Here is a 24848-nt window from a genome sequence, read left to right as displayed (position 1 = left end):
CTCCCTTTGTTATGTTTTTCTTTTTTATTGACTGTGTAAAAACCTTTCTGCAGAGTACCAACTAACTTATAAATCAACAAATCGTTTTGACACAGCCTTTAATCTAAGCGTATTTATCAATCCTATTAGGGCGATAAGACGCTCATTAAAAGAAAGTAATTGCTTTCTCTTAATGAGAGTCTCATCGCCACAAAGTGACGGATAAAAACCACCTATTGATAACCCTCATTTTGTTATTTAACTGATCCAAGCATGACTCCTGATACAAAGTACTTTTGGACAAATGGGTAAATGGTTAAAATCGGTAATATCGTTAAAACCATTGTTACGGATTTAATATTTGCAGATATTTGTGTCAAGTTATCGGCAGAAGTTGCTCCTGCTGCTGTAGCTCCCGAAACACCTGCAATTAAATTTCGCAAATAAATTGTAACAGGAAATAATTCTTTTTGATCTAAATATAAAAAGGCTGGAAACCATGAGTTCCAATGGCCGACCGCATAGAATAAAATCATTGTTGCAATAACTGCTTTACTAAGCGGTAGAACAATTTTGAGTAAAATTCCATACGTATTCAACCCATCAATAGAGGCAGCTTCCTCTAATTCTTCTGGCATATTTTCAAAGAAAGACTTCATAATCAACATGTTATAGATACTAATAGCACCTGGAATAACGATAGCCCAAATGGTGTTACCAAATCCTAAGCTATTAATCAAAACATAGTTCGGGACCAATCCACCGTTAAAAAACATTGTAAATACAGCGAATACTGTTAAAAATTTTCTTCCTACTAAACGTTTCTTTGACAATGCATAAGCAAAGATTGTTGTTAAAAACATAGATATTGCTGTACCGACTACTGTATACACAACAGTATTTTTATAGTTAATCCAAAACATATTATCACTTGCAATTGTTTTGTATGTGTCAATATTAAACCCTCTTGGGAAAAGGGTTACTTTCCCGGCATTGATATAGGATTCACTACTAAAAGACTGGGCAATAACATTTAGAAATGGATAAAGTGTACAAAAGACAATGACAAGTAAAATCGATACATTGAACACTTTAAATACCTTATATTGTTTTGACTCTTTCATGACTGCACCCCCTACCACAAGCTTCTTTCAGTTAGCTTTCTGGAAATTCCATTAGCAGATAAAACTAAGATTAAACCAATTATAGATTCAAATAACCCGATCGCCGTTGCATAACTAAAGTTACTAGATTCCAAACCGACACGATATAAGTAAGTAGAAATGACATCTGATGTTTCATAGGTTAATGGGTTATATAATAGTAAGATTTTTTCAAAACCAACTGCCATAAAGCTTCCGATATTTAAGATAAGTAAAACCACGATTGTTGGAAGAATTCCCGGTATTGTTATATGAAGAGTTTGTTTCCAGCGATTTGCACCATCCATCTTTGCAGCTTCGTATAAGGATTCATCAATTGTCGTTAACGCGGCTAAGTACAAAATGGCTCCCCATCCCATCGTTTGCCAAATTTCAAAAGTAATGTAAATGGTTCTAAACCATTCTGCTTGTTGAATAAATGCAATTTTTTCACCTGTAAAAAACTCAACAATCGAATTAATTGTTCCATTAACTGCTGTGAGTTGTAGAATCATCCCAGCAACGATAACGATTGATAAAAAATGCGGTAAATATGATGCTGTTTGTACAAATTTTTTAAACTTTTTCGCTTTGATTTCATTTAATAACAAAGCAAAAATAATCGGCATTGGAAAACAAATAATTAATGTTAATCCACCAAGTAATAGTGTGTTTTTAAAAACATTCCAAAATGTTGGATCATTGATAAACATTCTAAAATAGTGAAGTCCTACCCAAGATTCCCCGTATATTTTCCCTCCTGGCATAAATCTACGGAAGGCAATAATATTCCCAAACATTGGACCGTATTTAAAAATAATCAAGTAGATAATTGGCAAAACCAGCAAAGAGTATAGTTGCCAATCTCTTTTAATAATAGAGCCTGTCATTGCTAATTTACTTTTTTTCAACACAACATTTGACTTCCCAGCTGTTTCAACCTTTATTTCAGCCATATTAACCCCCCTGCTTCTTAAGTAAACACAATCATAAAGCGCTTACAAAAAGTCTGTTCCGATTCTCCATTTCCCGTTTTCTACAATACTAGTATGGTAGACGATCGAATAAAACTCCATTGATTCGAACATCTGTTATGTAAAGACCTATCTTTTTCGAAAATACTAGTATGGTAGTATGTTAATTTTAACCTAATATTTCTGAAATTTCAATATATTCTATTAGATAAAAGAAAGATAAACCGTTCATTGAAAATAACAATAAAAAAATTTAGGACAGGTGTTTGTTCTATTTTTTAGGCTTGTCTTGACCTGTCCTTACGATTATAATCTTAAACCCTAGACGATCTAGCTCCTAATTTCATCTGATGCTGTCACAACAATCGCATGACGTTGTGCAATCAAGCATAATTCAGCCGCTTTAAATGTGTGTTCTTGTGACATGGCTGTTTCTGTTCCGTTTAAACAGTCTAAAATGAGTGAGCCAAAGTAAGGAAAGCCTACTTTTCCATTTACATCAAAATGTTTTTCCCCGACTTTGTTGACTAAATATAAGTGACTACCTGTTTTTTCTCTTGCAATATCTACATATTTTCTAAGTTCAATATAACCTTCTGTACCTAAAATAATTGTCCTTCCGTCTCCCCATGTACTTAAACCATCAGGTGTTAGCCAGTCAACACGAAAATAGCCTGTAGCCCCATTATCAGCAATTAAATTAGCATCCCCAAAATCCTCAAGCTCTGGATATTGATTATGTTTATAGTTTCCTACTTTACTGTGAACAACCTTGGCATCTTTAGCTCCTGTATAAAACAAGAACTGTTCAATTTGATGGCTCCCAATATCGCATAAAATACCACCATAATATTCCTTTTTAAAAAACCAATCCGGTCGATACTTTGGATTTGTACGATGTGGACCTGTGCCCATCACTTGAACAACCTTTCCAATCGCACCCTCTTCAATAAGCTGTCCTGCAAAAATCGCACTTTCATTATGAAGACGTTCACTATAATAAACAGCCCAAATAAGTCCGGTTTCTTTCACTTTATCCTTTGCGGCCTGTAATTGCTCTATTGTTGTAAAGGGTGCTTTGTCCGTAAAATAGTGTTTACCCGCATTCATGACTCGCAATCCCAAGTTACAACGTTTTGATGTAATGGCTGCTCCTGCAACTAAGTGAACAGATGGATCTTTAAGAACCTCTTCATCGGAAGCAGCAATCTTCACATTTGGAAAGGATTCACAAAATCTCTCAACTTTTTGGATATCAGGATCATACACCCATTTTAGTTCAGCTCCAGCTTCAATTAACCCATTACACATTCCGTATATGTGTCCATGATCTAACCCAATGGCGGCAAAAATAAAATCACCCTTTTGAACAACAGGATCATATTTTCCAATCGGTGCATAATTCATACCATCATGTGTTTGCATAACATCCTCCTTCCAAGACACATCATTACTCGTAATGTCCACCAGTTGTAATGTTAGAATCAGTGAAATTCTCAATGCTCGTTGTTTTCTCATAAAAATGCTTAATATGTGCGAGAATTCCATCTCTTGTATAAAATGGGTCATCAGCTTTAAGTGGCAGGGTTACTCGCACACCATCATTGGCAGATTTATAAATAGCCGTAATAAGCTCCAAAGTGTTTCTACCTTGAACACCATCAACAAGTAAAGATTCCTTGCCATTTATTGCTTCAACAAACTGATGAATTTGTCCTGTATGGCCTTCATACTTTAAGGATGGGCTTTGATCCCAAAATTGTTGAATTTTCATTTCAATGTTAGTGTCACTTTCCTCGAATGGAAAGCCATTCTCACGTGACTTTTGAGCTTTTACTTTCCACGGCACAGAAACTCTCGCTTTTTCTCCTTGAAAAATAAGTTGCTGCTCCTCTCCATGATGAACAACAGAGCTTGTTACCTGTGCTAAACCACCATTTTCATATTGTAAAATCGCAACTGATAAATCCTCTACTTCTGCATTATCGTGAAGTGTATTTGAGGTCATTGCAACAATCTCTTTTGGCATCCCCATCATCCATTGAAGCATGTCAATATGATGAACAGCGTGATTAAGTGTACATCCTCCACCTTCTTTTTCCCATGTACCTCTCCACCACAAATCATAATAGCTATGGCCTCTCCACCAATAAGAATCAACTTGAGCATGAGCAATTTTACCAATAATGTTTTCTTTTAATAGAAAACTCATTTTCATTATTGGATTCATAAAACGATTTTGAGCAACAACAGATAATAATCGACTTGACTCTTTAGCCACTTTTATCATCTCATCACATTCTTGGAGTGAAGCAGCCATTGGCTTTTCAACCAATACATGCTTTCCAGCTCGGAGAAAATCTTTTGCGATCTGAGCATGGGTAAATGGCGGCGTACAAATGGAAACAGCATCAATGTTGGGATTATCTAATAATTCTCTGTAATCACTTACAACTATACAATCCAATGAAAATCTTTCTGCAAGAGATCTTGCTTTGTTTGGATAAATATCTGCTAAAGCAACGATGTTACACGCTTCAGATAGGGCTTGGTATGCTTTTACATGGGCCGCTGAAATTCCACCTGTACCAATTATGGCAATATTAATCAAAACACCATTTCCTTTCTGTAAAAAGTTATATAACATCCTAGTTATACTAGTATGGTAGTAAAGACGCTATAAATTTCTTATTTAACATTCGATAAGAAACTTAATATATTGTACGATTTCGTTCATCTGGAATTCCAGAATGCCTATAGAAATACGTATTAATTCGATCTCTCCACTCAATAGCATTATCTAATTGCATATGAAATCTTTCTAATACATTTTGATATCGATAAGAATCAATCTTCTGTTCAAGCTGCTTCCACTTCTGAATCATATCCTCTACTTGTTCTACTCCTAGGAAGTGTGTATCGTAAATATGTTGAATGACTGTCTTCCCGGATTTTAATTGGTGACGATATGGGACATGATGGAAGAATAGTAATAACTCATCTGGACATGCATCAATTGAGTCATAAAGATTTGTGTTTTCAGGGAAATACTGTGACGTATAGCCTGTGCCATCTTTAATCGTTCGATTTACACCTGTTCCAAAGCAATCAGAAAAATGATATGTTCCCCACAATGAATATTCATAACCTTCTATATTTGGTCCATAATGATGTCCTGGATTAATCATCCAACCCACGCCAAGTGGTGCCGTATAATTTTCATAAATTTCCCAAGAATGAAGGAGCATGTTTGTAATAGATCCAACAACATCTTTATCATGGCCAAATGTGATTCGGACCCACTCATTTGCTATTTCCTCAGAGGATAAATCGGGATTCCAAACTAAACGGCCATATCCGTAAAAGTTTGCTTGTGCAAGCGTGTTACCTGTCCAGTTCAAATCATTTCCAATATTTGATACAGCTGTAATACCACTATAAGCTAAATCAAACTGAGATCCATCAACAATCGTTTTAATTGTTGTCCCTTCTCCTTTTGCATACGTATCAAAATCCAATACTTCCTTCCATTGCGGAACAAGAAAACATAAATCCTTTTGTTGTCCTGTATACTCTTGTGCCACCTGAAATTCAAGAACATGGTTTGTATTTTGCAAAGCTCCAAATAAAGGTGAAACAGGCTCTCTTACCTGAAAATCCATTGGCCCATTTTTAATCTGAAGAATTACATTATCCATAAATTCTCCATCTAATGGTTTAAAATGATCATATGCCGCTCTTGCTCGATCTGTTTTTCGATCACGCCAATCTTGAAGACAGTTGTATACAAAACATCTCCAGAAAACAAGTCCCCCAAACGGTTCAAGAGCTCTGGCTAACATATTCGCTCCATCAGCATGGGTGCAGTTATATGTAAATGGGCCTGGACGGTGCTCTGAATCCGCTTTCACAATAAACCCGCCGAAATCAGGGATATATTGATAAATTTCCTTTGTTTTATCAATCCACCATTGTTGTACGTCTTTATCAAGAGGATCAGCTGTTGGTAGATTTCCAATTTCCATTGTACTAGCATAGTTGATACTAAGATAAGTTGTAATCCCATAGCCTCTCATTATGTCTGCAATTTCAGCGACATTTGGAAGCATTTCTTTTGTAATTAGATTTGTTTCTACCTTATGCACATTTACATTATTAATGGATAAACTGTTGATCCCGACTGATGCAAGGTACCTTGCGTAATCCTTAATCCTTTTTGTATCATGTGTAAATTCATAGTCTTTATAAAAAATCGAATCCCCTGAATACCCACGCTCAATACTACCGTCCATATTATCCCAATGATTGATCATTCTGATTTGGTTAGTAGGACTTTCAATGATTGCTAATTCATTCAGATTTTCGTGCATTTGCATAAGTCTTAGAAAATGAAATGCCCCATATAAAACACCTTTATCCTGTTTTCCAATAATCGCTATTGTTTTTTGATCTTTGTATGTAACAGTTTGAATAAGATAGCCATCATCTTTTAAGTTTTCTAGATTCGATGTACTAATTCCATAATCTTTTAATTGGTTATTCTCATAAGTTGCTAAAACAATTGATGGTTTTTCTAGTGGAACTGCATGTAAAGATGGAGGATGATCAATCATAGATGATATCCCTAGGATAAGCTCTTCTTTTGCTGATTGAATAATTGGTGATTGATCAAGAATGATGAGTGTTTCACAATATGTCTTATATTGCCTTAATAGTAATTCGTCAAGCTTATTATATTGTAGCCAACAATGATACGCTGCTTCCAAGGTTGGTTCCTCGACACGGAGATTAGTTGAATTGATCAAGAAGTTTTCCCCTTTCCTTTTATCTGCTTAATTTAGCTGTATTCTTAGAAAAACTTGGCTTATCGCCAAGTCTTAATAGCATAAGCCTTAGTTTTTTTATCCTATCATCCATAAAATCTAATCTTTCTGATAGTATAAAATAGGATGACTCTTTGCAAAGAGTCTAACCATGATGATCTAGATCACAGCATACGTGACTATCAAAATCTTGGTCCTACTATTGTGAGTCATCCTACTTTTTTATAGAATCAGCATTTATAAGTTTTGCACTTAATTTTGCTGTCTAGCTCCAGCGCCTAGCCCCGAAACACAGGACGTCGCGATTTTAGAACTGCCTCGAGGTCATAAGCCAATTTTGAATTGAAGGCAAAACACCTTTTATTCAAAATCGTATAAAGCTTGTCGGGGCTAACCAAGGCGCTTGCGCTTTTATTTTGACGAACTAATACGATTAAACCGTTACATTCGCTAATGTTTCAATGATGTATTGGTTTACAATTCCTTTTAATCGCTCTTGTCTGCCTGAAGCATTTTTGATTTCTGTTAATTGTAAAGCATATTCCTCAAGCTTACGAAGGTTTGTTTTTCCTTCAACAATTTCTAATCCAATTCCTTTAGTATAGCTGCTATATCTTTCTTCGACAAAGTTATCAAGAACTTTATCTTGGATAAGTTTATTCGCAACTTTTGTACCAATCGCAAATGTGTCCATTCCTGCAATATGTGCATGGAAAAGATCTTCAGCTTCAAATGAACCTCTTCTCACTTTTGCATCGAAGTTTAATCCACCTGTTCCTAAGCCGTCATTTTTTAGAATTTCATACATTGCTAATGTAGTAGAGTATAAATCTGTTGGGAATTCATCTGTATCCCAGCCAAGTAACGTGTCACCTTGGTTTGCGTCAACAGATCCTAGCATGTTATTTTCACGTGCTACACGTAATTCATGCTCAAATGTGTGACCTGCTAATGTTGCATGGTTTGCTTCAATATTAAATTTGAAATGATCTGCTAGATCATATTTTTGTAAGAATGCTAATCCAGTTGCAACATCAAAATCATATTGGTGCTTAGTAGGTTCTTTTGGTTTTGGTTCAATAAGGAATTGTGCATCAAAACCAATTTCTTTTGCATAATCTACTGCCATATGGAAGAAACGAGCAAGGTTATCTAATTCTAATCCCATGTTTGTATTTAGAAGTGTTTCATAACCTTCACGGCCGCCCCAGAATACATAGTTTTCAGCACCTAATTCTTTACCAACTTCTAGCGCTTTTTTAACCTTCGCAGCTGAGTAAGCAAAAACGTCTGCATTATTAGAAGTTGCAGCACCATGTACATATCTTGGATTTGTAAACATGTTCGCAGTGTTCCAAAGCAACTTCGTTTTGCTTGTTTTCATATATTCTTTAATCATTGAAACGATAACATCTTGGTTTTTATTTGTTTCAGCTAATGTTGATCCTTCAGGTGCAATATCTACATCATGGAAACAGAAGAATGGTACATTAAGTTTTTCAAAAAATTCAAATGCTGCCTCTACACGAGCTTTTGCTAAATCTAAGCCTTGTAAATGATTCCATGGACGAATAGCAGTACCTACACCAAATGGGTCAGATCCATCTGCTGTAAATGTATGCCAGTACGCAACTGAAAAGCGTAGTAAATCCTCCATCTTTTTCCCGTTGATAACTTCTTCGGGATTATAATACTTAAATGATAATGGATTTGCAGAACCAGGTCCTTCGAATTTAATTTGGTTAACGTTTTCAAAATAAGCCATGTTATATGCCTCCTGATTTAATAAACTTTAAAACTCCCAAACTATTTGATACCGCTTCCAACAATAGAAACTTTACCGTATTACAAATAGTTTTTGTTAAGTCTTTTTTCCTTAAAATTTATCTTATTTGTTCCTTACACCAATATAATACCACTCACCAGTTAGTTTGTCTATTGGATAAACTAAGTTTTTTCTTAAAAAATTAGTTTATCTCGTTTTTTTTAAACAAAAAGCCAATTAGAATGAATAAAAGCATTGAATTATCAACTACTCTATACACCAGAATAAGCCATAAATCCTCCATCAACAGGCACACTTATTCCAGTCACAAATCTACTTGAATTCTCATCAATAAGCCATAAAAGTGTACCTAATAAATCTTCTGGATCCCCAAGTCTTCTCATTGGAGTGTGTGCTAAGATTTTTTCTGTTCTCTCGGTATTACTACCATCTTCATTTTTTAATAATCTCTCATTCTGCTTTGTGAGAAAAAATCCTGGTGCAATTGCGTTTACACGAATACCTGTCTCTGCCATATGAACTGCTAGCCATTTTGTAAAATTCTCAATCCCTGATTTCGCTGCGCTATACGCAGGAACCTTTGTCATGGGGCTCGGTGCACTCATCGATGAAATATTGATGATCGTCCCTTTCGTTTCAACCATTCTTCTAGCAAATACCTGCGTCGGAATCAACGTACCGATAATATTTAAATTAAAGACTGATTGAAACCCTTCTGTTGTTAGATCAAAAAAAGTTGTGATATCATTATTATCTAAATCAGTGATTTCAAAGATTTCCTTAGAGGTTACACCCTTTGGATGGTTCCCGCCTGCACCATTAATCAACACGTGATAATTACCATAGGTTTCATAGATTTTCTGCTCTGCTTTTTTAACACTTTCAACGTTTAGTACATCACATTCGATCGCAAGAGCCTCTCCACCTGATTCAATAATTTCATTTCGAACAGCCAATCCCTTTTCATATGTACGGTTTAAAATGGCAACCTTCATCCCTTGTCTAGCTAGTTCAATCGCCATTCGACCACAAAGAACTCCACCTCCACCTGTAATAACAGCTACTTTTCCTCTTAAATCTTCATGAATTGGCAACATTTGATATACCCACTCCTTTTTCTATTTAGTTCTTCACCTAAATTTATATAGCGCTTACAAAAATAAGTTATTCACCTTTGTTTACTCATTAACCTAAGTATATGTGAACTTCTTCCAATTTCCAATAGAAAAGTTCGAATTTTCCCATAAAAAATAAACGAATCCATTTTTTAGGATTCGTTTATTCTCCCCCACCGCTTGTTGAAGCAGTATTAGCAGAAATACTTGCGACCATCGCAGCTTGTTGAGCTTGAATAATTGCTTCAATCGATGTGTTTAAGCCCGTAATCGCGATGTCACCTAGATCAATCTTTTCCTTTATAATTAGCACAACTGCCGTCATAAAGTTTATATCTTTTTTCCATTTAAATTGCTTATCAGTATTTAAGTTTTGTAAAAGAGACAGAACCAAGTAAATCTGTTCATCAGGTTGATCAAACAACGCCAAAATTCCAACAAAAGGATAATAAGATCTTTTTACTCGAATCCCTTTTTTCTTAAGAATTTCCAATACCTTTAAACACTTTTTAACTAAATCATCAGGATGAGGGTCATTTACTAAAGTTAAGATATGACTTAGGAATTGTAAGGAATCACCTTTATAAAATCCATTTTTTTGTAGGAGTTCATAATATACTTCAATTCGGTCAATTGATTCCGCGACATCTCCATTCCCTTGAGCTAAAAGTGTTGCAAGTGGGTAATCAGCAGAACCAGTTTAAAAAGTAATGATGTTCCTTCATCCCACGATAAATATCATGAGATTTTTTCGCAAGCTTATGAATCATAGTATCTTCATTCTTTAAAAGGGTGCCTGCAGCTATATATGTGTATGGAGTTCGTGAAAAACCTGATTCTATCAAACCTTCGTATATTTTCATCAATTTTTCAAACCCTTGTTTAAGATCTGGACATGTAATATCTAATGTGGCAGCTGTTGTAAATCGTTGTGATGATTTCAAATAAGAAAATACCCCAACTTTGTTTTTTAAATCATTTGTCAGAGTTTGATATCTTGTAAGATTAAATTTTTTGTGATGAACGATGTACATGGCAGCTACTAACTTAAAAATATTATCATCGGCATGCCATCTAAATGTAGATTTTAATTCAGTATAAATATTCTTGAAGGATTTCAACACATCTTCCATGTTTTTGTACCTCAATTTATTCTTTTCCTTACTTACGATTAGGAATCAAAATAGTTTCAAAAACTGAGATTCGAAACTTTTCATTAAGTAGAAGTTGTATATTCTTACACTTATCCAACAGAAAAAACAGGTGAGATTTTCACCTGTTTTTTTGATCGTTCCAGATTAGAATTTTGATTGATAATTTTCAATTTCCCAAGAGTGAACAGCTGTACGATAGCTATCCCATTCTGCTTTTTTAGCAGCTACATATTCACCATATACATGATCACCAAGTGTTTTACGACCGATTTCTCCGTTTTCGAATTCTGCAATTGCTTTTTCAAGGCTTCCTGGAAGGTTTTCAATTCCAAGCTCAGCGCGGCGCTCTTCTGTCATGTGGAAGATATCCTCATCAATAGAAGCTGGAGCTTTTAAGCCTTTTTCAATTCCCTCAAGACCTGCAGATGCAATGATTGCAAATGTTAGGTACGGGTTTGAAGATGGATCTGGGCAACGAAGCTCTACGCGAGTTGCCATACCTTTTTTCGCTGGGATACGAATTAATGCTGAACGGTTAGATGCTGACCAAGCTAGATAGCAAGGAGCTTCATATCCAGGAACTAAACGCTTATAAGAGTTTACTAGTGGATTTGTTACAGCAACAATGTTTTTCGCATTATCAACTAAACCAGCGATAAATGAATATGCTTCATCAGATAATTGTAATTTATCATTTTCATTATAGAATGCATTTTCGCCATCTTTGAAGAATGACATATTTACGTGCATTCCTGAACCATTGATTCCGAATACTGGTTTTGGCATGAAAGTAGCATGCAGACCAAATTTTTGAGCAATTGTTTTAACAACCCATTTGTATGTAGTTGCTAAATCAGCTGCACCTAATGCATCAGCATATTTAAAGTTGATTTCATGTTGACCTTCTGCAACCTCATGGTGAGATGCTTCAATCGTAAAGCCCATCGCTTTTAATGCACGATAAATTTCTAATCGAACGCGTTCACCTAAGTCTTTTGGTGATGGCTCAAAGTAGCCGCCGTTATCATCTAATTGTTGAGTTGGATTTCCGTCAGCATCTGTTTTGAATAAGAAAAACTCTAATTCTGGACCTACAGAGATTGTGTAGCCTTTGTCAGCTGCACGCTCAACAGTCTTTTTTAATACGTTACGAGTATCTCCTTCAAAAAGAGTACCATCAGGATTCACTGCTGAACAAAGGAAACGAGCTTCAGAGTACCCTTCTTCAACTGACCATGGTAAAACTGCGAATGTTGAAAGATCTGGCTGTAAGTATAGATCTGATTTGTTAATTGGAGAGAACCCTTTAACAGATGAACCGTCAAACATTTGCTTCCCTGCTACAACATCTTCTAATTGTTCTACAGTAACAGTTACATTCTTTAGAATACCTTCTATATCTACAAACTGTAGATGAATAAGCTCTACACTTTTAGAGCTGATAATTTCTTTAATCTGTGCAAGAATTTCCGTATCATTTTTACCTTTTGAAATAACCGCTTCACTCATGTTAGATAACCTCTCATTTCTATGTCGTTTTTTATAACATGAGTTTATTATATTTAAAGATTGTAAATTTGACAAGTGTTTTTCTATTAAATTTTCTGTATTTTTATAATATTTTTGTAGAAAACGTTTACATGTATTGTTAATTGAAGAAAGATTGATACATTTGTAAATATTTAGATATAATTCGTAATAAAATTTGATGACAACCCTAATATTTATACAACAATATTAATATTTTTACATCATTATATAAATAAAACTTCGTTTGTAGTCAAATTCCAAAGGTGAAAGCATTAGTTTTTCTTATACAATCATTATGAAATTTTTGATAAAAAAAAGAACCTTTTTAATACAAGGTTCTTTCCAGTGAGTTATTGTTTAATCATCATGATCATCATGATCATCATTTTCAAATTCCAGAACATCTTTTGTTTTAGCATCAATTGTTATTTCTGCTTCTCCGGTAGCTGTTCTAAATTCCATATCGTAAACATATCTGCCATCATCTTCATCGAAATCAATCTCTATAAGTTCTCCATTAATTTTCGTTTTCGCTAATTCAATTGCTTCCTTTTCTGTAATAAAAGAAGAATTCGATATGATTGCAGCGTTGATATCATCATCGTCATCGTCTTTCTCTTGAACATTGTTTACTTTTCCTGTAGTTGCATCGATATAAAGATCAAAATCCTTCTGACCTTTGTCAATTTCCACTTCATACACAGGTTGACCGTTACGATTTTCCAGTTCTATCCCCTCAACAACTCCGTCAACCTTATTTAATGCAACCTCTTTTGCTTTTTGGATCCCGATGTTTTCAATTTTTTCTTGAGCGTAGCTATGGTTAATCGCTACAGCACCACCTAATACCACTACCGTTGCTAATGAGAGTGTGATCAATTTCTTCATTTCATTTTCCTCCTTAGTTGTTTTGTTCTTACATACTTAACTATAACCAGCTTAAATGAGAGGAAAAGGAAAGGAAGATTAAAATTTGATGAGAAAACTCTAAGATTTCTTAAGAATCCTCATCATCTTCTTGATCTCCCCACGTAACTGATATCACTTCTTTTTTATATGCATCAATCTGTACTGTAGCATCACGGTCATCATTGGTTTCAATTTCAACGAGATAATAAGGGGTTTGTCCTTCACGTTCTATGAAATCTACATCATCTACTTCTCCTTGAACTTTTTCAAGAGCTACCTCCGCTGCTTCAGATTCTGATAAAAGTCGTTGAGAGGTTTTAATTGAATTTATTATATCACCTGTGTACGGATCAATTGACAATGTATGCTCTTCATTTTCTAATTCTACAATTGCTTGGTAATACGGGGCTTCTTCTTGGATAAGTTCAATTGATTTAATGGTACCTTGTTTAGTAATTTTCAATTTCACTTCATCTTCCGTTAAAAGTTCCTTTGTATTTTCTTCTGCTATATTTTTATTATTTTGTTCTTTTTGCACAATAGACACAACATCTCCGTTAATTTCGTCAATGATTATAAGGTACGTCCCCGTTTCTGCTTTTAGCACAAAATGATACTCATTCTTTTTTCTGGATGTTTCAATAATTTCACCTTGATATTTTTCTAATGCCTTATTTTTAGCCTCTTGTTCAGTTAAGGCTTGTGCTTCTGATGTTGGACCCCATATTTTTAAACTCGTAAAGAGAACCAAGCCGGCAATGATGATGCAACCCAAAAATAAGAACCATTTTTTCCTAATCATTTTTCACCTCCATTACTTTTTATAATCTTAAGTTTAGGATATAAACATGAGAATTTGCTGAGAAGCATTATCTTACTTTCATGAAATTTTCACAAGAATAGTGTCACAGTTGTTCCTGCTCCTTCAACACTTTCAAGCTGGATTTCTATGTCAATAGCTCCAGCAATTTCCTTTGCCATTGAAAGTCCTAAACCGCTTCCTCCTTGCCTGCGTGTTCGTGCCTTATCCACTCTATAAAAACGGTCAAAGACTTTTGGTATATCACTCCCTGGAATTCCAATCCCTCTATCTGATATACGGATACAAGGTTGTCCATCGTTTTTTTCTATATAAATAGAAATATTCTCATCACTATATTTTTTCGCATTATCTAAAAAAATAAATAGCAACTGCTTTAACTTCTGTGCATCTGTTGTGGCATAAACCGTGTCAGTAAATTCTAATTCAATTGTTCTTCCATAGGCATTTTGAAAAATAGTAGACGATTCCATCACTAATTCAGTTATATTGATCTCTTTCATCTCTAAATTCCATTTTTCATCATGCTTAGCTAATAAAAGGAGCTGTTCAATCAAGTCTCTCATTCTGACAGCTTCTGAATGAATAGCCTCAATGGATTCATCAATTACTTCCGGTTGTTGTTTCCCTCTTCTTTTCATTAAATCTGCATAACTTTCAATAATCGTTAAAGGGGTTTTTAGTTCGTGAGACGCATTTGATACAAACTGTTCCTGTTTTTCAAAATTTGATTGGAGGAGATCGATCATTTTGTTGAATGTATTCCCCATTACGGATAGCTCATCCTTCGAGTTTTCTTCAAGCTGTATACGTTTGAATTTTCCACTTTCTTGAATATCCTTCATGGTCTCCGTCATGGTTTTAATCGGACGTGAAATCAGGTTACTCAAAAAATGAGTAGATAAAATGACTGGAATTATCGCGATAATCGTTACAACAACTAAAACGATTTTTAGCACGGAAAGAACTTCATTCGCCGTGTCCATGCTGCTGGTTAACTGCAGGTTCACAATATTTCCATCTGACCAAATTATAGGAATTGAGGAAAAGGCATATTGCTTATTCTTATAAGTAATAATTTCACTTCTTTCCCCCGTATCATATTCCCCCATCTTTTTACTTAAGACTGTTTCAGAGTTTGATGTAATCGTTGCGACTGGATTTCCGTCTGCTGATAAAACTTCAATCATCCCATCAACCGGTACATATGCACGGAGCAAATCATTAGGATTTATTTGCTTTATTCCTTTACTAACATCTATTGCTGTTTTTTCTGTTTCAGCTTTTACTTGTTCAAGCTCATTGTGAATCATCATATTGCTAAACACCATGTAAATGGATGTATTCATGAGAAGGATTAGGAAAATAAATAAAAAGGCAGTATATAAATTGATTTTATTACGAAGCTTCATTTGGTTTCCTTTAAGACGTAACCAACGCCACGTACTGTATGAATGAATGGATAATCAAATGGAAAATCAATCTTTTTACGTATGTATCGGATATACACATCAACTACATTTGTATCACCAAAATAGTCATACCCCCATACTGCCTCAAGTATTTGCTCACGGTTAAGTACTTGCCTCTTATTTCGAAGAAGGAATAAAAGCAAATCAAATTCCTTAGGTGTTAAATCAATTTCATGATCCCCTCTTACCACTTCTCTTGTTTTTTCATTAAGCCTTAATTCCCCAGCAACTAGCCAATCATCCAAATGATCCTGCTCACTTTTTTGAGGAATATTTGAACTCATTCGCAACACTGCACGAATTCTTGCAAGTAATTCCTCCATTTGGAATGGCTTAGTAATATAATCATTTGCTCCTAAATCTAACCCTGATACTTTATCCTCAACAGAACCTTTTGCTGTAAGCAAAATAACAGGTGTATATGTATCTTTAACACGGATGCGACGAAGTAATTCAATACCGCTTAATCCAGGAAGCATCACATCTAGTAAAATCAAATCAAAACTACCCTTTCGATAAGCTTCAAGTGCACTAACTCCGTCCATTGCTTTTTCAGTTTCATATCCTTCATAGCCCAGTTCTAGTTCAAGTAATCTGATAATTTTCTCTTCATCTTCAACAATTAAAATGGATTCCTTGTTCATTAGAAACCTCCTTTAATTTAAATTTTTCCAGTTTTCATTTCAACCCCATCATATCAAATAATTGAAGGCAATTTCTATTTTAGATGTTTGATCTGTAACTGATAAAGCAGTTCTTTTGACTTTACCTAATTCAGTATGTAAGATAATAGCGCATCTTACATACTGAAAGGAGCCGAATAAAAATGGCACAATCTTTAAAAGGTAAAGTCGCTCTTGTTACTGGAGCCGGAAAAGGTATTGGTCGTGCAACAGCTATTGCCCTTGCACAAGAAGGAGTAAATGTCGGGCTATTAGCACGTACAGAAAATGATTTAGTAGAAGTAGCAAAAGAAATTGAAGCATTTGGCGTGAAAACAGCTTATGCAACTGCAGATGTTTCATCAATGGAAGAAGTTAATGCCGCTGTCGAAAAATTAAAAGCTTCCTTAGGTCCGGTAGACATTCTTATCAACAATGCAGGGACTGGGAAATTCGGTAAATTTCTTGAGCTTGAACCAGAAGAGTGGAAGAAAATTATCGATATTAACTTAATGGGTGTTTATTATGTTACACGTGCTGTTTTACCACAGCTAATTGATAAAAATGGCGGAGATATCATTAACATCTCATCTACAGCTGGTCAAAAAGGTGCACCTGTTACTAGTGCTTATAGTGCTTCAAAATTCGGTGTATTAGGATTAACAGAATCACTAGCTTTAGAGGTTCGCAAGCATAATATTCGCGTAACAGCACTGACTCCAAGTACTGTCGCAACAGAATTAGCATACAAAGAAAACCTTACGGATGGAAATCCAGAAAAAGTCATGCAACCAGAAGACCTTGCAGAGTTTATGGTTGCACAATTAAAACTACACCCTAGAATCTTCGTTAAATCAGCTGGATTATGGTCAACAAATCCGTAAATGATAAACAAAAGATGAGCTGTCTGACGATTGAGCAGACAGCTCTTTTCTATATCTCTTTCATTCTTCTTATGCAATGGCTCCTTTTTAACAAATCATTTTCCATATTTGATAAAATAAAGAGATCGTGTAAAATTAAATATTATCCAATAATTTCAGATAGATTCTAATTTTTATCGTTCTCATTGCTTTTTATTTACATCACACATTGTTTTTCATACTATTAAGGAGGTATGAAAGTTGAAAAAGGCATTAATTAATATTGATTACACATTTGATTTTGTTGCAGATGATGGTGCGTTAACTTGTGGGAAACCCGGTCAAGATATTGAGAATGAAATCTCAAATATTACGACTAAATTTATTGCGAACAATGATTATGTCGTATTCGCTGTGGATCTACATGAAAAGGATGATCATTTTCACCCTGAAACAGCGTTGTTTCCCCCTCATAATATTAGAGGTACAAAAGGAAGAGTTTTATATGGTAAACTTCAGGACATATACATAAGCAATCAAGAGAAAACGAATGTGCAGTGGATGGATAAAACACGTTATAGTGCTTTTGCCGGAACTAATTTAGAATTAAAATTAAATGAACGGGGAATCACGGAAATACACCTTGTCGGGGTTTGTACGGACATTTGTATTCTACATACAGCAGTTGATGCTTACAACAGGGGATTTTCTATTGTTGTCCATAAAAATGCTGTTGCTAGCTTTAACCAATCAGGGCATGAATGGGCACTACAACACTTTACTTCATGCTTGAATGCAAAAGTGATATAATTTCACTCTTTTTACTTATTTAATGAACCTATGGACCTCCATTTTTTCATTAAATAGTTGACCATTTCGGTCTATGTGAAAAATTGAACGAACTTGGAGGAAAAAAATGAATACACATTATGAAGATGATAGTCTAGCTCTCCATACAGATCTTTATCAAATTAATATGGCTGAATCCTATTGGGAAGATTCCATGCATAATCGTAAGGCGGTATTTGAAGTATATTTTAGAAAATTACCGTTTGGGAACGGCTATGGGATATTTGCAGGACTTGAACGGATCATTCAATATCTGGAGAAATTTCAATTTTCCAAAAGCGATATAGACTATTTACGTGAAGAATTAGGCTATAAAGATGACTTTTTAGAATACTTAAGTACTTTGCGATTTTCCGGTAATGTTTACTCAGTCCAAGAGGGAGAAATGGTATTTGGAAATGAGCCCATTATCCGAATCGAGGCCCCTTTAGCTGAGGCGCAACTAATTGAATCAGCTATATTAAACATTGTTAATTACCAGACATTAATTGCAACCAAAGCCGCTCGAATCAAACAAGTTGTTGGAGACGACACAGTCATGGAATTCGGTACTCGCCGTGCGCATGAATTAGATGCTGCGATTTGGGGAACGAGAGCGGCTTTTATTGGAGGATTTCAAGCTACATCTAATGTAAGAGCTGGAAAACTATTTGATATTCCGGTTTCAGGGACACATGCTCATGCATTTGTTCAAGCATACAAAGATGAATACGTCGCTTTCCATAAATATGCCCGTCGTCACAAAGAATGCGTATTTCTCGTTGATACATATGATACATTAAAATCAGGTGTTCCTAATGCTATTAAAGTAGCAAAGGAATTAGGAGATCAAATTGAGTTTAAAGGCATTCGTCTAGATAGCGGAGACCTTGCTTACCTCTCAAAAGAGGCAAGAAAAATGCTTGATCAAGCTGGTTTTCATGACACAAAGATTATTGCTTCAAATGATTTAGACGAATCTACAATTATTAATCTAAAATCACAAGGAGCAAAAATTGATATTTGGGGAATTGGCACCAAGCTCATCACTGCCTATGATCAGCCTGCACTTGGTGCTGTATATAAGCTTGCCTCAATTGAAGATGATAACGGAGAAATGATTGATACGATAAAGATAAGTGGAAATCCTGAAAAAGTATCAACACCGGGTTTAAAAAAGGTTTATCGGATTATCAATACGTTAAACCATAAATCTGAGGGTGACTATATTACGTTACAACATGAAGATCCTGAAAGCGAAGAGAAACTAAAAATGTTCCACCCTATTCATACATTTGTAAGTAAATTTGTCACAAACTTTGAGGCAAAGGAGTTACATCATCCAATCTTTGACAACGGAAAGCTTATATATGACTCCCCTTCCTTACAGGACATGCAAAAATATACAATTGCAAACCTTGAGTTACTTTGGGATGAATATAAACGTGCTTTACATCCTGAAGAATACCCTGTTGACTTAAGTCAGGAATGCTGGGAAAACAAAATGAGAAATATTGAAGAAGTAAGACAAAAAGTGTCCGAAATGATTAAAAACAATAAGTAAATTTTGAACCCAAAAAATAATTTCAATTGGAGGTTTAATGTAAAATGAGGTTACAAAAACGAATTATGAGTGAACTGCATGTAAAGGAAACAATAGATCCTAAGGAAGAAATAAAGGCTCGTGTTACGTTTTTAAAGGAATATTTGAAAACCACTGGTGCAAAAGGCTTTGTACTAGGTATAAGCGGTGGTCAAGATTCTACATTATCCGGCAGATTAGCTCAATTAGCTGTTGAAGAATTGCGCAGTGAAGGTCATGATGCAACATTTACAGCGGTAAGGCTTCCTTATGGAGTTCAAAAAGATGAAGATGATGCTCAATTAGCTCTTTCTTTTATTAAACCTGATAAAAGTGTTTCATTTGACATTTCAAGTACTGTCGATGCCTTAGCACACCATTATGAGAAAACAATGGGGGAAACACTCACAGATTTTAATAAAGGAAATGTAAAGGCACGGACAAGAATGATCACTCAATATGCAATCGGCGGTCAAGAAGGATTATTGGTTATCGGTACAGATCATGCAGCAGAAGCAGTTACGGGCTTTTTCACGAAATATGGCGACGGTGGAGCCGATCTATTACCTCTTACTGGTTTAACAAAACGTCAAGGTAAACAACTACTAAAAGAATTACATGCACCTGAGCGTTTATATCTTAAAACGCCTACTGCAGATTTATTAGACAATACCCCATTACAAGCAGATGAAACAGAGCTTGGTATAACATATGATCAATTAGATGATTACCTTGAAGGAAAACAAGTCGATTCTGTAGTAGCGGAAAAGATCGAAAATCGTTACCTCATCACCCAGCATAAGCGCGAAGTACCAGCTTCTATGTTTGATGAATGGTGGAAACAAAATTAATCATAAATAAAAATGCTCGGAATCACATTGGTTCTAGAGCATTTTTTGTTTTCATATAAAAACAATGTTAGAATGCAAAACAATTAAATTGACGATGTTAATAAAAGAACCAATAATGTTATCTATATCATGACATGTTAGGAGAGTAAAGCGATGACAAATCTTACCGAAAAAACATGTAAAGAATCCCTTGTAATTAAAACAAGCAGAGTATTTCCATTAGATACTAACAACCATAATACGTTATTTGGCGGGAAATTAATGAGCTATATCGATGATGTTGCCTCTATTTCAGCTTCAATGCATTCAAGATGTGAGGTCGTAACAGCTTCTACAGATTCAGTTGACTTTCTAATCCCGATTCGTCAAAGCGACTCTGTTAGTTTGAAATCCTATGTTTCTTCTGTTGGTCGTACATCGATGGAAGTCTTTGTAAAGGTCATCGCAGAAGATTTAAAAACAGGTGAACGAAGACTTGCTGCAACATCATTTTTAACATTCGTTGCATTAAACAATCAAGGGAAACCCCAGCAAGTCCCAAAAGTTGTACCTGAATCAGATGAGGAGGTAATGCTGTTTAATACAGCACAACAGCGAAGAAATGTTCGGAAAGAGCGTCGTGAACATAGCGAAGCTTTTGCTAATGTTGTGACATTATAAGGTGAAACTTCCATCATTGGGGTTTTCCTCATCCCTCACTGATGGTTTGTTGAACCAATCGGACCTTTACAGGCAAGTTATCCACTCTTACCTTCTTAAACTTAGAGCCTTGAGGTGGAGTTCATACTGCCCGTTAAAGAGAAATATCAAGATGAAAAAAAGCATCCAAGGCTGGATGCTTTTTTCAATGAGAATAGTATGAGAATCGTAAACTAATTTATTTTTATTTTTATTTTATCTTGATAATTATTTTACTTCTGCTGGTACAGATAAGCCTAAGCCTTCAGCTACTCGAGTTCCATATTCTGGATCTGCTTTATAGAAATGACCAATTTGACGTAATTTAATATCGTCTCTTTCAACTGGTTTCATTGCAGCCACTATGTTTGACACTAAGTGTGCGCGTTGCTCTTCTGTCATAAGGCGATATAAGTCACCAGCTTGTGTATAGTGATCATTGTGATCATATGCAACACTTTCAGCTACTCCAGATACTGGGTATGCAGCTTGTTTGTTTTCAGGAGTTTCAGTTGGGCCTCCAAAACTGTTTGGCTCATAGTAAACTGATTTTCCGCCATTATCATCAAAGCGCATTTGACCGTCTCGCTGATAGTTTTTCACTTCATTTCTAGCACGGTTAATTGGTAGTGCTTGGTGGTTAGCACCTACACGGTAACGGTGTGCATCATGATAAGCAAATAGACGTCCTTGAAGCATTTTATCAGGTGATACGTCAATACCAGGAACTAAAGTACCCGGTGAGAATGTAGCTTGCTCAACCTCAGCAAAGTAGTTCTCTGGATTACGATTTAACACCATACGCCCTACTTCAATTAGCGGATAATCTTTTTGTGACCAAACTTTTGTTACATCAAATGGATCCCATTTGTAAGTATTAGCATCCTCTAAAGGCATAATTTGTACATATAATTTCCAAGCTGGGAAATCGCCTTTTTCGATTGCATTAAATAAATCTTCTGTATGATAATCTGGGTTTTCACCAGCAATTTTGGCTGCCACTTCTGGCGTAATGTTTTTTATACCTTGTTCAGTTTTGAAGTGGTATTTAATCCATACTCCATCACCATCAGCATTTGTCCACTTGAATGTATGACTTCCAAATCCATGCATATGACGAAGTGTAGCTGGAATTCCGCGATCTGACATAAGAATTGTTACTTGGTGTAATGATTCTGGGGATAATGACCAGAAATCCCATACTGCATTAGGGTTTTTCAAATGCGTTTGCGGATCACGCTTTTGTGTATGAATAAAATCAGGGAATTTGATTGCATCACGGATAAAGAATACTGGTGTATTGTTGCCTACGATATCGTAGTTCCCCTCTTCTGTGTAAAATTTAACGGCAAAACCACGTGGATCACGCACTGTATCTGCTGAACCATTTTCTCCTGCAACTGTTGAAAAACGAATAAATAATGGAGTACGTTTTCCTACTTCTGAGAAAAGTTTAGCTTTTGTGTATTTTGTTACATCATTTGTTACTTCAAAATAACCATGAGCTCCTGCACCCTTCGCATGAACAACACGCTCAGGAACACGTTCTCTATTAAAATGTGCAAGTTTTTCTAAAAGGTGTACATCTTGTAATAATGTTGGGCCGCGATTTCCTGCTGTGATTGAATTCTGGTTGTCCCCTACCGGAGCACCCCAGCTAGTAGTTAGTCTGTTATTTGTCATTTAAGAATCACCTCATATTTTGTTTTGCTATGAATCTATAATAACATGTCTCAAATAAAAATCAATACTTTTTTATAATTATTTTAATTTGATAGTGAAACTAATTCAATAATACTTTACTCCTTTATAATATGAGATGAAACTAATAGCTATGACATAATCAGAATCTGATCAGTTTACAGCGTTGGGATATCATAAACTGACCCCGAAAATATCGAGGTCATAGCTTAAAGGATCTATCCGTTTATAGATGAAATGAACTTACCCTTTCCTTTTGAAACAACAACCGCCTTTTACAACCTTTTGTTGTTTACTTTTGGATGTTTTCACCACTTTTTTATTTCTTTTAACTATTGTCGGCATGCTTTTTTGCCCTTCTCGTTTACTAATATATATGCTCAATGACTTCATCTCCTTTATGTCTTTTTAAATAACTATTTAGGAGTAAGAAAAAGCTGAATGTGGGGGTAGAATATGGAGACTTTTTAAACTATTCCTATTAAAATATGTTATGAAATTTGGATAAAAAGCTCCTTTATACACTTCTTTACGCTCCTTACTACCTTGTATATTATAAGCAAACATCACTATAACGTATGGACTAATCCACAGGGTCTACAAAAAATGGACTTTCAATATACATTTGATTTTTTACCGTGTAGCATTTAACATTTGGCACTTTTCGTTTAAACGATATAATAATCATTTTTATTTTTTTGTCTGGATGGTTTTTTAAGTCAGCGTATGAAGGAATAGGAGCTGTAGTTGGATGGGAGTGGTAGATGGCTAACACTGTTTCTTTCTTTTCTTTAATTTTTTGTAATGTTTCACTTACAGTTTTTTTACCAACAAAAAAATGTCTATCCGATCTCACTTCATTTTTTAATTTCCAATTAGAACAAATAAAATTATTAACACCTGATAATATCCCGCAACCTTCATAAGGAAGGCTAGAACGACAATGGTTCAACATATCTTCATAACAACTTGCAGAAAACATAATCTGATCATTTTCCAAAGTATTTACTCCTTTGTAGTAAAGAAAAAAATGAGTATTTATTGTCTTCTTTTTTTTCACCTTCTTCATCAAATACGATTTGCTCATGATCTATATGTGTTTTATCATCATTATTCTCAATAATGCCACCTTCTTGTGCATTTTTCTCATTTGTCATCTTAGAATTTGATAATTGTGATGGATGAAGATGTTGAACGATATCCGTTTGTTTTTGATCACCTTTCTCACTTGATATTGTTTCCTCCCCATTATTAATCACTGAATGATCAACTTGATTACCTTTTAAATCATTTCGTTTAGGACTTTTTCTTTTAGGTTGTGGTTTTCTTTCAATTTGTGGGAGTTTCCACGATGAATGGGCTTCATATCTTCTTTCATTACTTAAATTGTTTGAAGAATTTAGCATTTTCCATAACTCTTGATAGTTTGACGGTTGTTGTGTGTGCTTCATTTTTGTTGAATTTTCACTTTCGGCAAGTTGTTTTTTTAAATCTAAAACTTCATTCTTTAATATTTTTATACTCTCATCTTCTAATTCTTTAATTTTATTTAACTCATGCTTTGTATTTATTATATTTTCAATTTTTTCATCAAAGCTCTCAATTTTTTCACTTAATCCACTTACATTTACTAATACTTTTTCTAATGATTCATTTATCTTCATAAGGACTCCTGAAAAACTCTCAACTTGTTGTTTCAAGTCACTTTGGTTACTTTTCATTGAAATCGCTATTTTTTCAAAATTCGAAACCTTTTCCAATAAATCTTTATACTCTTTTTTCATAAAGAGATAATCATTTGCTACATCACCAGTTTTTAGTGATTGTAATGTTTGTTTAAACAACTGCACTTTTTCTTTCAAAGCTTCTATTTCTACTGTTTGTTCTTTCTTCTCTTTATTCACTTCAAAACCCTCCCTTTCAACAAATGATTGTGCAGGTTTTTAGGTATCCGTGACTATGGCACAAAAACAATATTC

The 24848-nt window shown here is 34.9% G+C and carries 21 protein-coding genes and 1 pseudogene; 5 read left to right on the top strand and 17 right to left on the bottom strand.

Annotation, left to right across the window (positions count from 1 at the left end; all coding sequences use genetic code 11):
• Positions 1 to 233 precede the first annotated feature (233 nt).
• The 14 genes and pseudogenes from AC4GZ8_RS04490 to AC4GZ8_RS04425 all read right to left on the bottom strand — a co-directional run bounded on the left by AC4GZ8_RS04490 (position 234) and on the right by AC4GZ8_RS04425 (position 16348).
• On the bottom strand, positions 234 to 1103 hold the full coding sequence (locus AC4GZ8_RS04490) for a carbohydrate ABC transporter permease (RefSeq protein ID WP_491080615.1): 870 nt from the start codon (positions 1101 to 1103) through the stop codon (positions 234 to 236).
• A gap of 11 nt (positions 1104 to 1114) precedes the next feature.
• A complete protein-coding gene (locus AC4GZ8_RS04485) occupies positions 1115 to 2011 on the bottom strand; it encodes an ABC transporter permease (RefSeq protein WP_491080858.1) in 897 nt (298 codons plus the stop codon).
• Between the two features lie 414 nt (positions 2012 to 2425).
• On the bottom strand, positions 2426 to 3520 hold the full coding sequence (locus AC4GZ8_RS04480; protein ID WP_491080614.1) for a Gfo/Idh/MocA family protein: 1095 nt from the start codon (positions 3518 to 3520) through the stop codon (positions 2426 to 2428).
• A 25-nt stretch (positions 3521 to 3545) separates the two neighbouring features.
• Positions 3546 to 4706 (bottom strand): Gfo/Idh/MocA family protein, encoded by a 1161-nt coding sequence (locus AC4GZ8_RS04475; RefSeq protein WP_491080613.1) that lies wholly within the window; start codon positions 4704 to 4706, stop codon positions 3546 to 3548.
• Between the two features lie 100 nt (positions 4707 to 4806).
• Positions 4807 to 6861, bottom strand: a complete 2055-nt coding sequence (locus tag AC4GZ8_RS04470) for an alpha-glucuronidase family glycosyl hydrolase (RefSeq protein ID WP_491080857.1) — start codon at positions 6859 to 6861, stop codon at positions 4807 to 4809.
• A 490-nt stretch (positions 6862 to 7351) separates the two neighbouring features.
• Entirely contained in the window at positions 7352 to 8683 is a 1332-nt protein-coding gene (gene xylA, locus AC4GZ8_RS04465; protein ID WP_491080612.1) for a xylose isomerase, read from the bottom strand.
• A 272-nt stretch (positions 8684 to 8955) separates the two neighbouring features.
• The gene (locus AC4GZ8_RS04460; protein WP_491080611.1) at positions 8956 to 9801 is read right to left on the bottom strand and encodes an SDR family oxidoreductase; all 846 of its coding nucleotides are present in this window, start codon (positions 9799 to 9801) and stop codon (positions 8956 to 8958) included.
• A gap of 181 nt (positions 9802 to 9982) precedes the next feature.
• Positions 9983 to 10459, bottom strand: a pseudogene (locus AC4GZ8_RS04455) (DUF4003 family protein); the annotation flags it as partial.
• A 46-nt stretch (positions 10460 to 10505) separates the two neighbouring features.
• On the bottom strand, positions 10506 to 10952 hold the full coding sequence (locus tag AC4GZ8_RS04450) for a DUF4003 family protein (RefSeq protein ID WP_491080610.1): 447 nt from the start codon (positions 10950 to 10952) through the stop codon (positions 10506 to 10508).
• 165 nt (positions 10953 to 11117) lie between these two features.
• Positions 11118 to 12482: a type I glutamate--ammonia ligase gene (gene glnA, locus AC4GZ8_RS04445; protein WP_491080609.1), complete on the bottom strand. Its 1365-nt coding sequence runs from the start codon at positions 12480 to 12482 to the stop codon at positions 11118 to 11120.
• Between the two features lie 378 nt (positions 12483 to 12860).
• Complete coding sequence (locus AC4GZ8_RS04440; protein WP_491080608.1) at positions 12861 to 13391, bottom strand: PepSY domain-containing protein; 531 nt, start codon at positions 13389 to 13391, stop codon at positions 12861 to 12863.
• A gap of 109 nt (positions 13392 to 13500) precedes the next feature.
• On the bottom strand, positions 13501 to 14214 hold the full coding sequence (locus tag AC4GZ8_RS04435; protein WP_491080607.1) for a PepSY domain-containing protein: 714 nt from the start codon (positions 14212 to 14214) through the stop codon (positions 13501 to 13503).
• Between the two features lie 89 nt (positions 14215 to 14303).
• Positions 14304 to 15644 carry a sensor histidine kinase gene (locus tag AC4GZ8_RS04430; protein WP_491080606.1) on the bottom strand — a complete coding sequence of 447 codons (1341 nt, stop codon included), beginning with the start codon at positions 15642 to 15644 and terminating at the stop codon, positions 14304 to 14306.
• Complete coding sequence (locus AC4GZ8_RS04425) at positions 15641 to 16348, bottom strand: response regulator transcription factor (protein WP_491080605.1); 708 nt, start codon at positions 16346 to 16348, stop codon at positions 15641 to 15643. Before AC4GZ8_RS04425 ends, AC4GZ8_RS04430 begins: the two co-directional genes overlap by 4 nt.
• Positions 16349 to 16530: 182 nt before the next feature.
• Between AC4GZ8_RS04425 and AC4GZ8_RS04420 the strand changes: the two genes are divergently transcribed.
• The 5 genes from AC4GZ8_RS04420 to AC4GZ8_RS04400 all read left to right on the top strand — a co-directional run bounded on the left by AC4GZ8_RS04420 (position 16531) and on the right by AC4GZ8_RS04400 (position 21150).
• Positions 16531 to 17250, top strand: a complete 720-nt coding sequence (locus tag AC4GZ8_RS04420) for a 3-ketoacyl-ACP reductase (RefSeq protein WP_491080604.1) — start codon at positions 16531 to 16533, stop codon at positions 17248 to 17250.
• A 240-nt stretch (positions 17251 to 17490) separates the two neighbouring features.
• Positions 17491 to 18039, top strand: a complete 549-nt coding sequence (locus AC4GZ8_RS04415; protein WP_491080603.1) for a cysteine hydrolase family protein — start codon at positions 17491 to 17493, stop codon at positions 18037 to 18039.
• A gap of 106 nt (positions 18040 to 18145) precedes the next feature.
• Positions 18146 to 19621: a nicotinate phosphoribosyltransferase gene (locus tag AC4GZ8_RS04410; RefSeq protein WP_491080602.1), complete on the top strand. Its 1476-nt coding sequence runs from the start codon at positions 18146 to 18148 to the stop codon at positions 19619 to 19621.
• Between the two features lie 44 nt (positions 19622 to 19665).
• Positions 19666 to 20490: an NAD(+) synthase gene (nadE, locus tag AC4GZ8_RS04405; RefSeq protein WP_491080601.1), complete on the top strand. Its 825-nt coding sequence runs from the start codon at positions 19666 to 19668 to the stop codon at positions 20488 to 20490.
• A gap of 153 nt (positions 20491 to 20643) precedes the next feature.
• Positions 20644 to 21150, top strand: a complete 507-nt coding sequence (locus tag AC4GZ8_RS04400) for an acyl-CoA thioesterase (protein ID WP_491080600.1) — start codon at positions 20644 to 20646, stop codon at positions 21148 to 21150.
• A gap of 246 nt (positions 21151 to 21396) precedes the next feature.
• Here AC4GZ8_RS04400 and katA read toward each other — a convergent pair whose 3' ends face one another.
• The 3 genes from katA to AC4GZ8_RS04385 form a co-directional block, all read right to left on the bottom strand.
• Positions 21397 to 22851, bottom strand: coding sequence for a catalase KatA (gene katA, locus AC4GZ8_RS04395; protein ID WP_491080599.1), 1455 nt, complete (start codon positions 22849 to 22851; stop codon positions 21397 to 21399).
• A gap of 601 nt (positions 22852 to 23452) precedes the next feature.
• Entirely contained in the window at positions 23453 to 23869 is a 417-nt protein-coding gene (locus tag AC4GZ8_RS04390) for a M67 family metallopeptidase (protein WP_491080598.1), read from the bottom strand.
• Positions 23859 to 24773: a cyclin family protein gene (locus AC4GZ8_RS04385; RefSeq protein WP_491080597.1), complete on the bottom strand. Its 915-nt coding sequence runs from the start codon at positions 24771 to 24773 to the stop codon at positions 23859 to 23861. The genes AC4GZ8_RS04390 and AC4GZ8_RS04385 overlap by 11 nt, the downstream gene beginning before the upstream one ends.
• Positions 24774 to 24848: the final 75 nt, after the last annotated feature.

Source organism: Metabacillus sp. RB-C-LZQ-3-1 (genome assembly GCF_058315175.1).
Note: the sequence above shows the minus strand (reverse complement) of the source record. Positions and strands in the feature narration are given on the sequence as shown.

What these genes read in the sequence shown, in the direction of transcription:
- nadE (WP_491080601.1), top strand. Translation starts at nt 19,666, where the DNA reads ATGAGGTTACAAAAACGAATTATGAGTGAACTGCATGTAAAGGAAACA.
- AC4GZ8_RS04425 (WP_491080605.1), bottom strand. Translation starts at nt 16,348, where the DNA reads ATGAACAAGGAATCCATTTTAATTGTTGAAGATGAAGAGAAAATTATC.
- AC4GZ8_RS04430 (WP_491080606.1), bottom strand. Translation starts at nt 15,644, where the DNA reads ATGAAGCTTCGTAATAAAATCAATTTATATACTGCCTTTTTATTTATT.
- glnA (WP_491080609.1), bottom strand. Translation starts at nt 12,482, where the DNA reads ATGAGTGAAGCGGTTATTTCAAAAGGTAAAAATGATACGGAAATTCTT.
- AC4GZ8_RS04485 (WP_491080858.1), bottom strand. Translation starts at nt 2,011, where the DNA reads ATGACAGGCTCTATTATTAAAAGAGATTGGCAACTATACTCTTTGCTG.
- xylA (WP_491080612.1), bottom strand. Translation starts at nt 8,683, where the DNA reads ATGGCTTATTTTGAAAACGTTAACCAAATTAAATTCGAAGGACCTGGT.
- katA (WP_491080599.1), bottom strand. Translation starts at nt 22,851, where the DNA reads ATGACAAATAACAGACTAACTACTAGCTGGGGTGCTCCGGTAGGGGAC.
- AC4GZ8_RS04400 (WP_491080600.1), top strand. Translation starts at nt 20,644, where the DNA reads ATGACAAATCTTACCGAAAAAACATGTAAAGAATCCCTTGTAATTAAA.
- AC4GZ8_RS04440 (WP_491080608.1), bottom strand. Translation starts at nt 13,391, where the DNA reads ATGAAGAAATTGATCACACTCTCATTAGCAACGGTAGTGGTATTAGGT.
- AC4GZ8_RS04435 (WP_491080607.1), bottom strand. Translation starts at nt 14,214, where the DNA reads ATGATTAGGAAAAAATGGTTCTTATTTTTGGGTTGCATCATCATTGCC.
- AC4GZ8_RS04410 (WP_491080602.1), top strand. Translation starts at nt 18,146, where the DNA reads ATGAATACACATTATGAAGATGATAGTCTAGCTCTCCATACAGATCTT.
- AC4GZ8_RS04490 (WP_491080615.1), bottom strand. Translation starts at nt 1,103, where the DNA reads ATGAAAGAGTCAAAACAATATAAGGTATTTAAAGTGTTCAATGTATCG.
- AC4GZ8_RS04450 (WP_491080610.1), bottom strand. Translation starts at nt 10,952, where the DNA reads ATGGAAGATGTGTTGAAATCCTTCAAGAATATTTATACTGAATTAAAA.
- AC4GZ8_RS04480 (WP_491080614.1), bottom strand. Translation starts at nt 3,520, where the DNA reads ATGCAAACACATGATGGTATGAATTATGCACCGATTGGAAAATATGAT.
- AC4GZ8_RS04420 (WP_491080604.1), top strand. Translation starts at nt 16,531, where the DNA reads ATGGCACAATCTTTAAAAGGTAAAGTCGCTCTTGTTACTGGAGCCGGA.
- AC4GZ8_RS04460 (WP_491080611.1), bottom strand. Translation starts at nt 9,801, where the DNA reads ATGTTGCCAATTCATGAAGATTTAAGAGGAAAAGTAGCTGTTATTACA.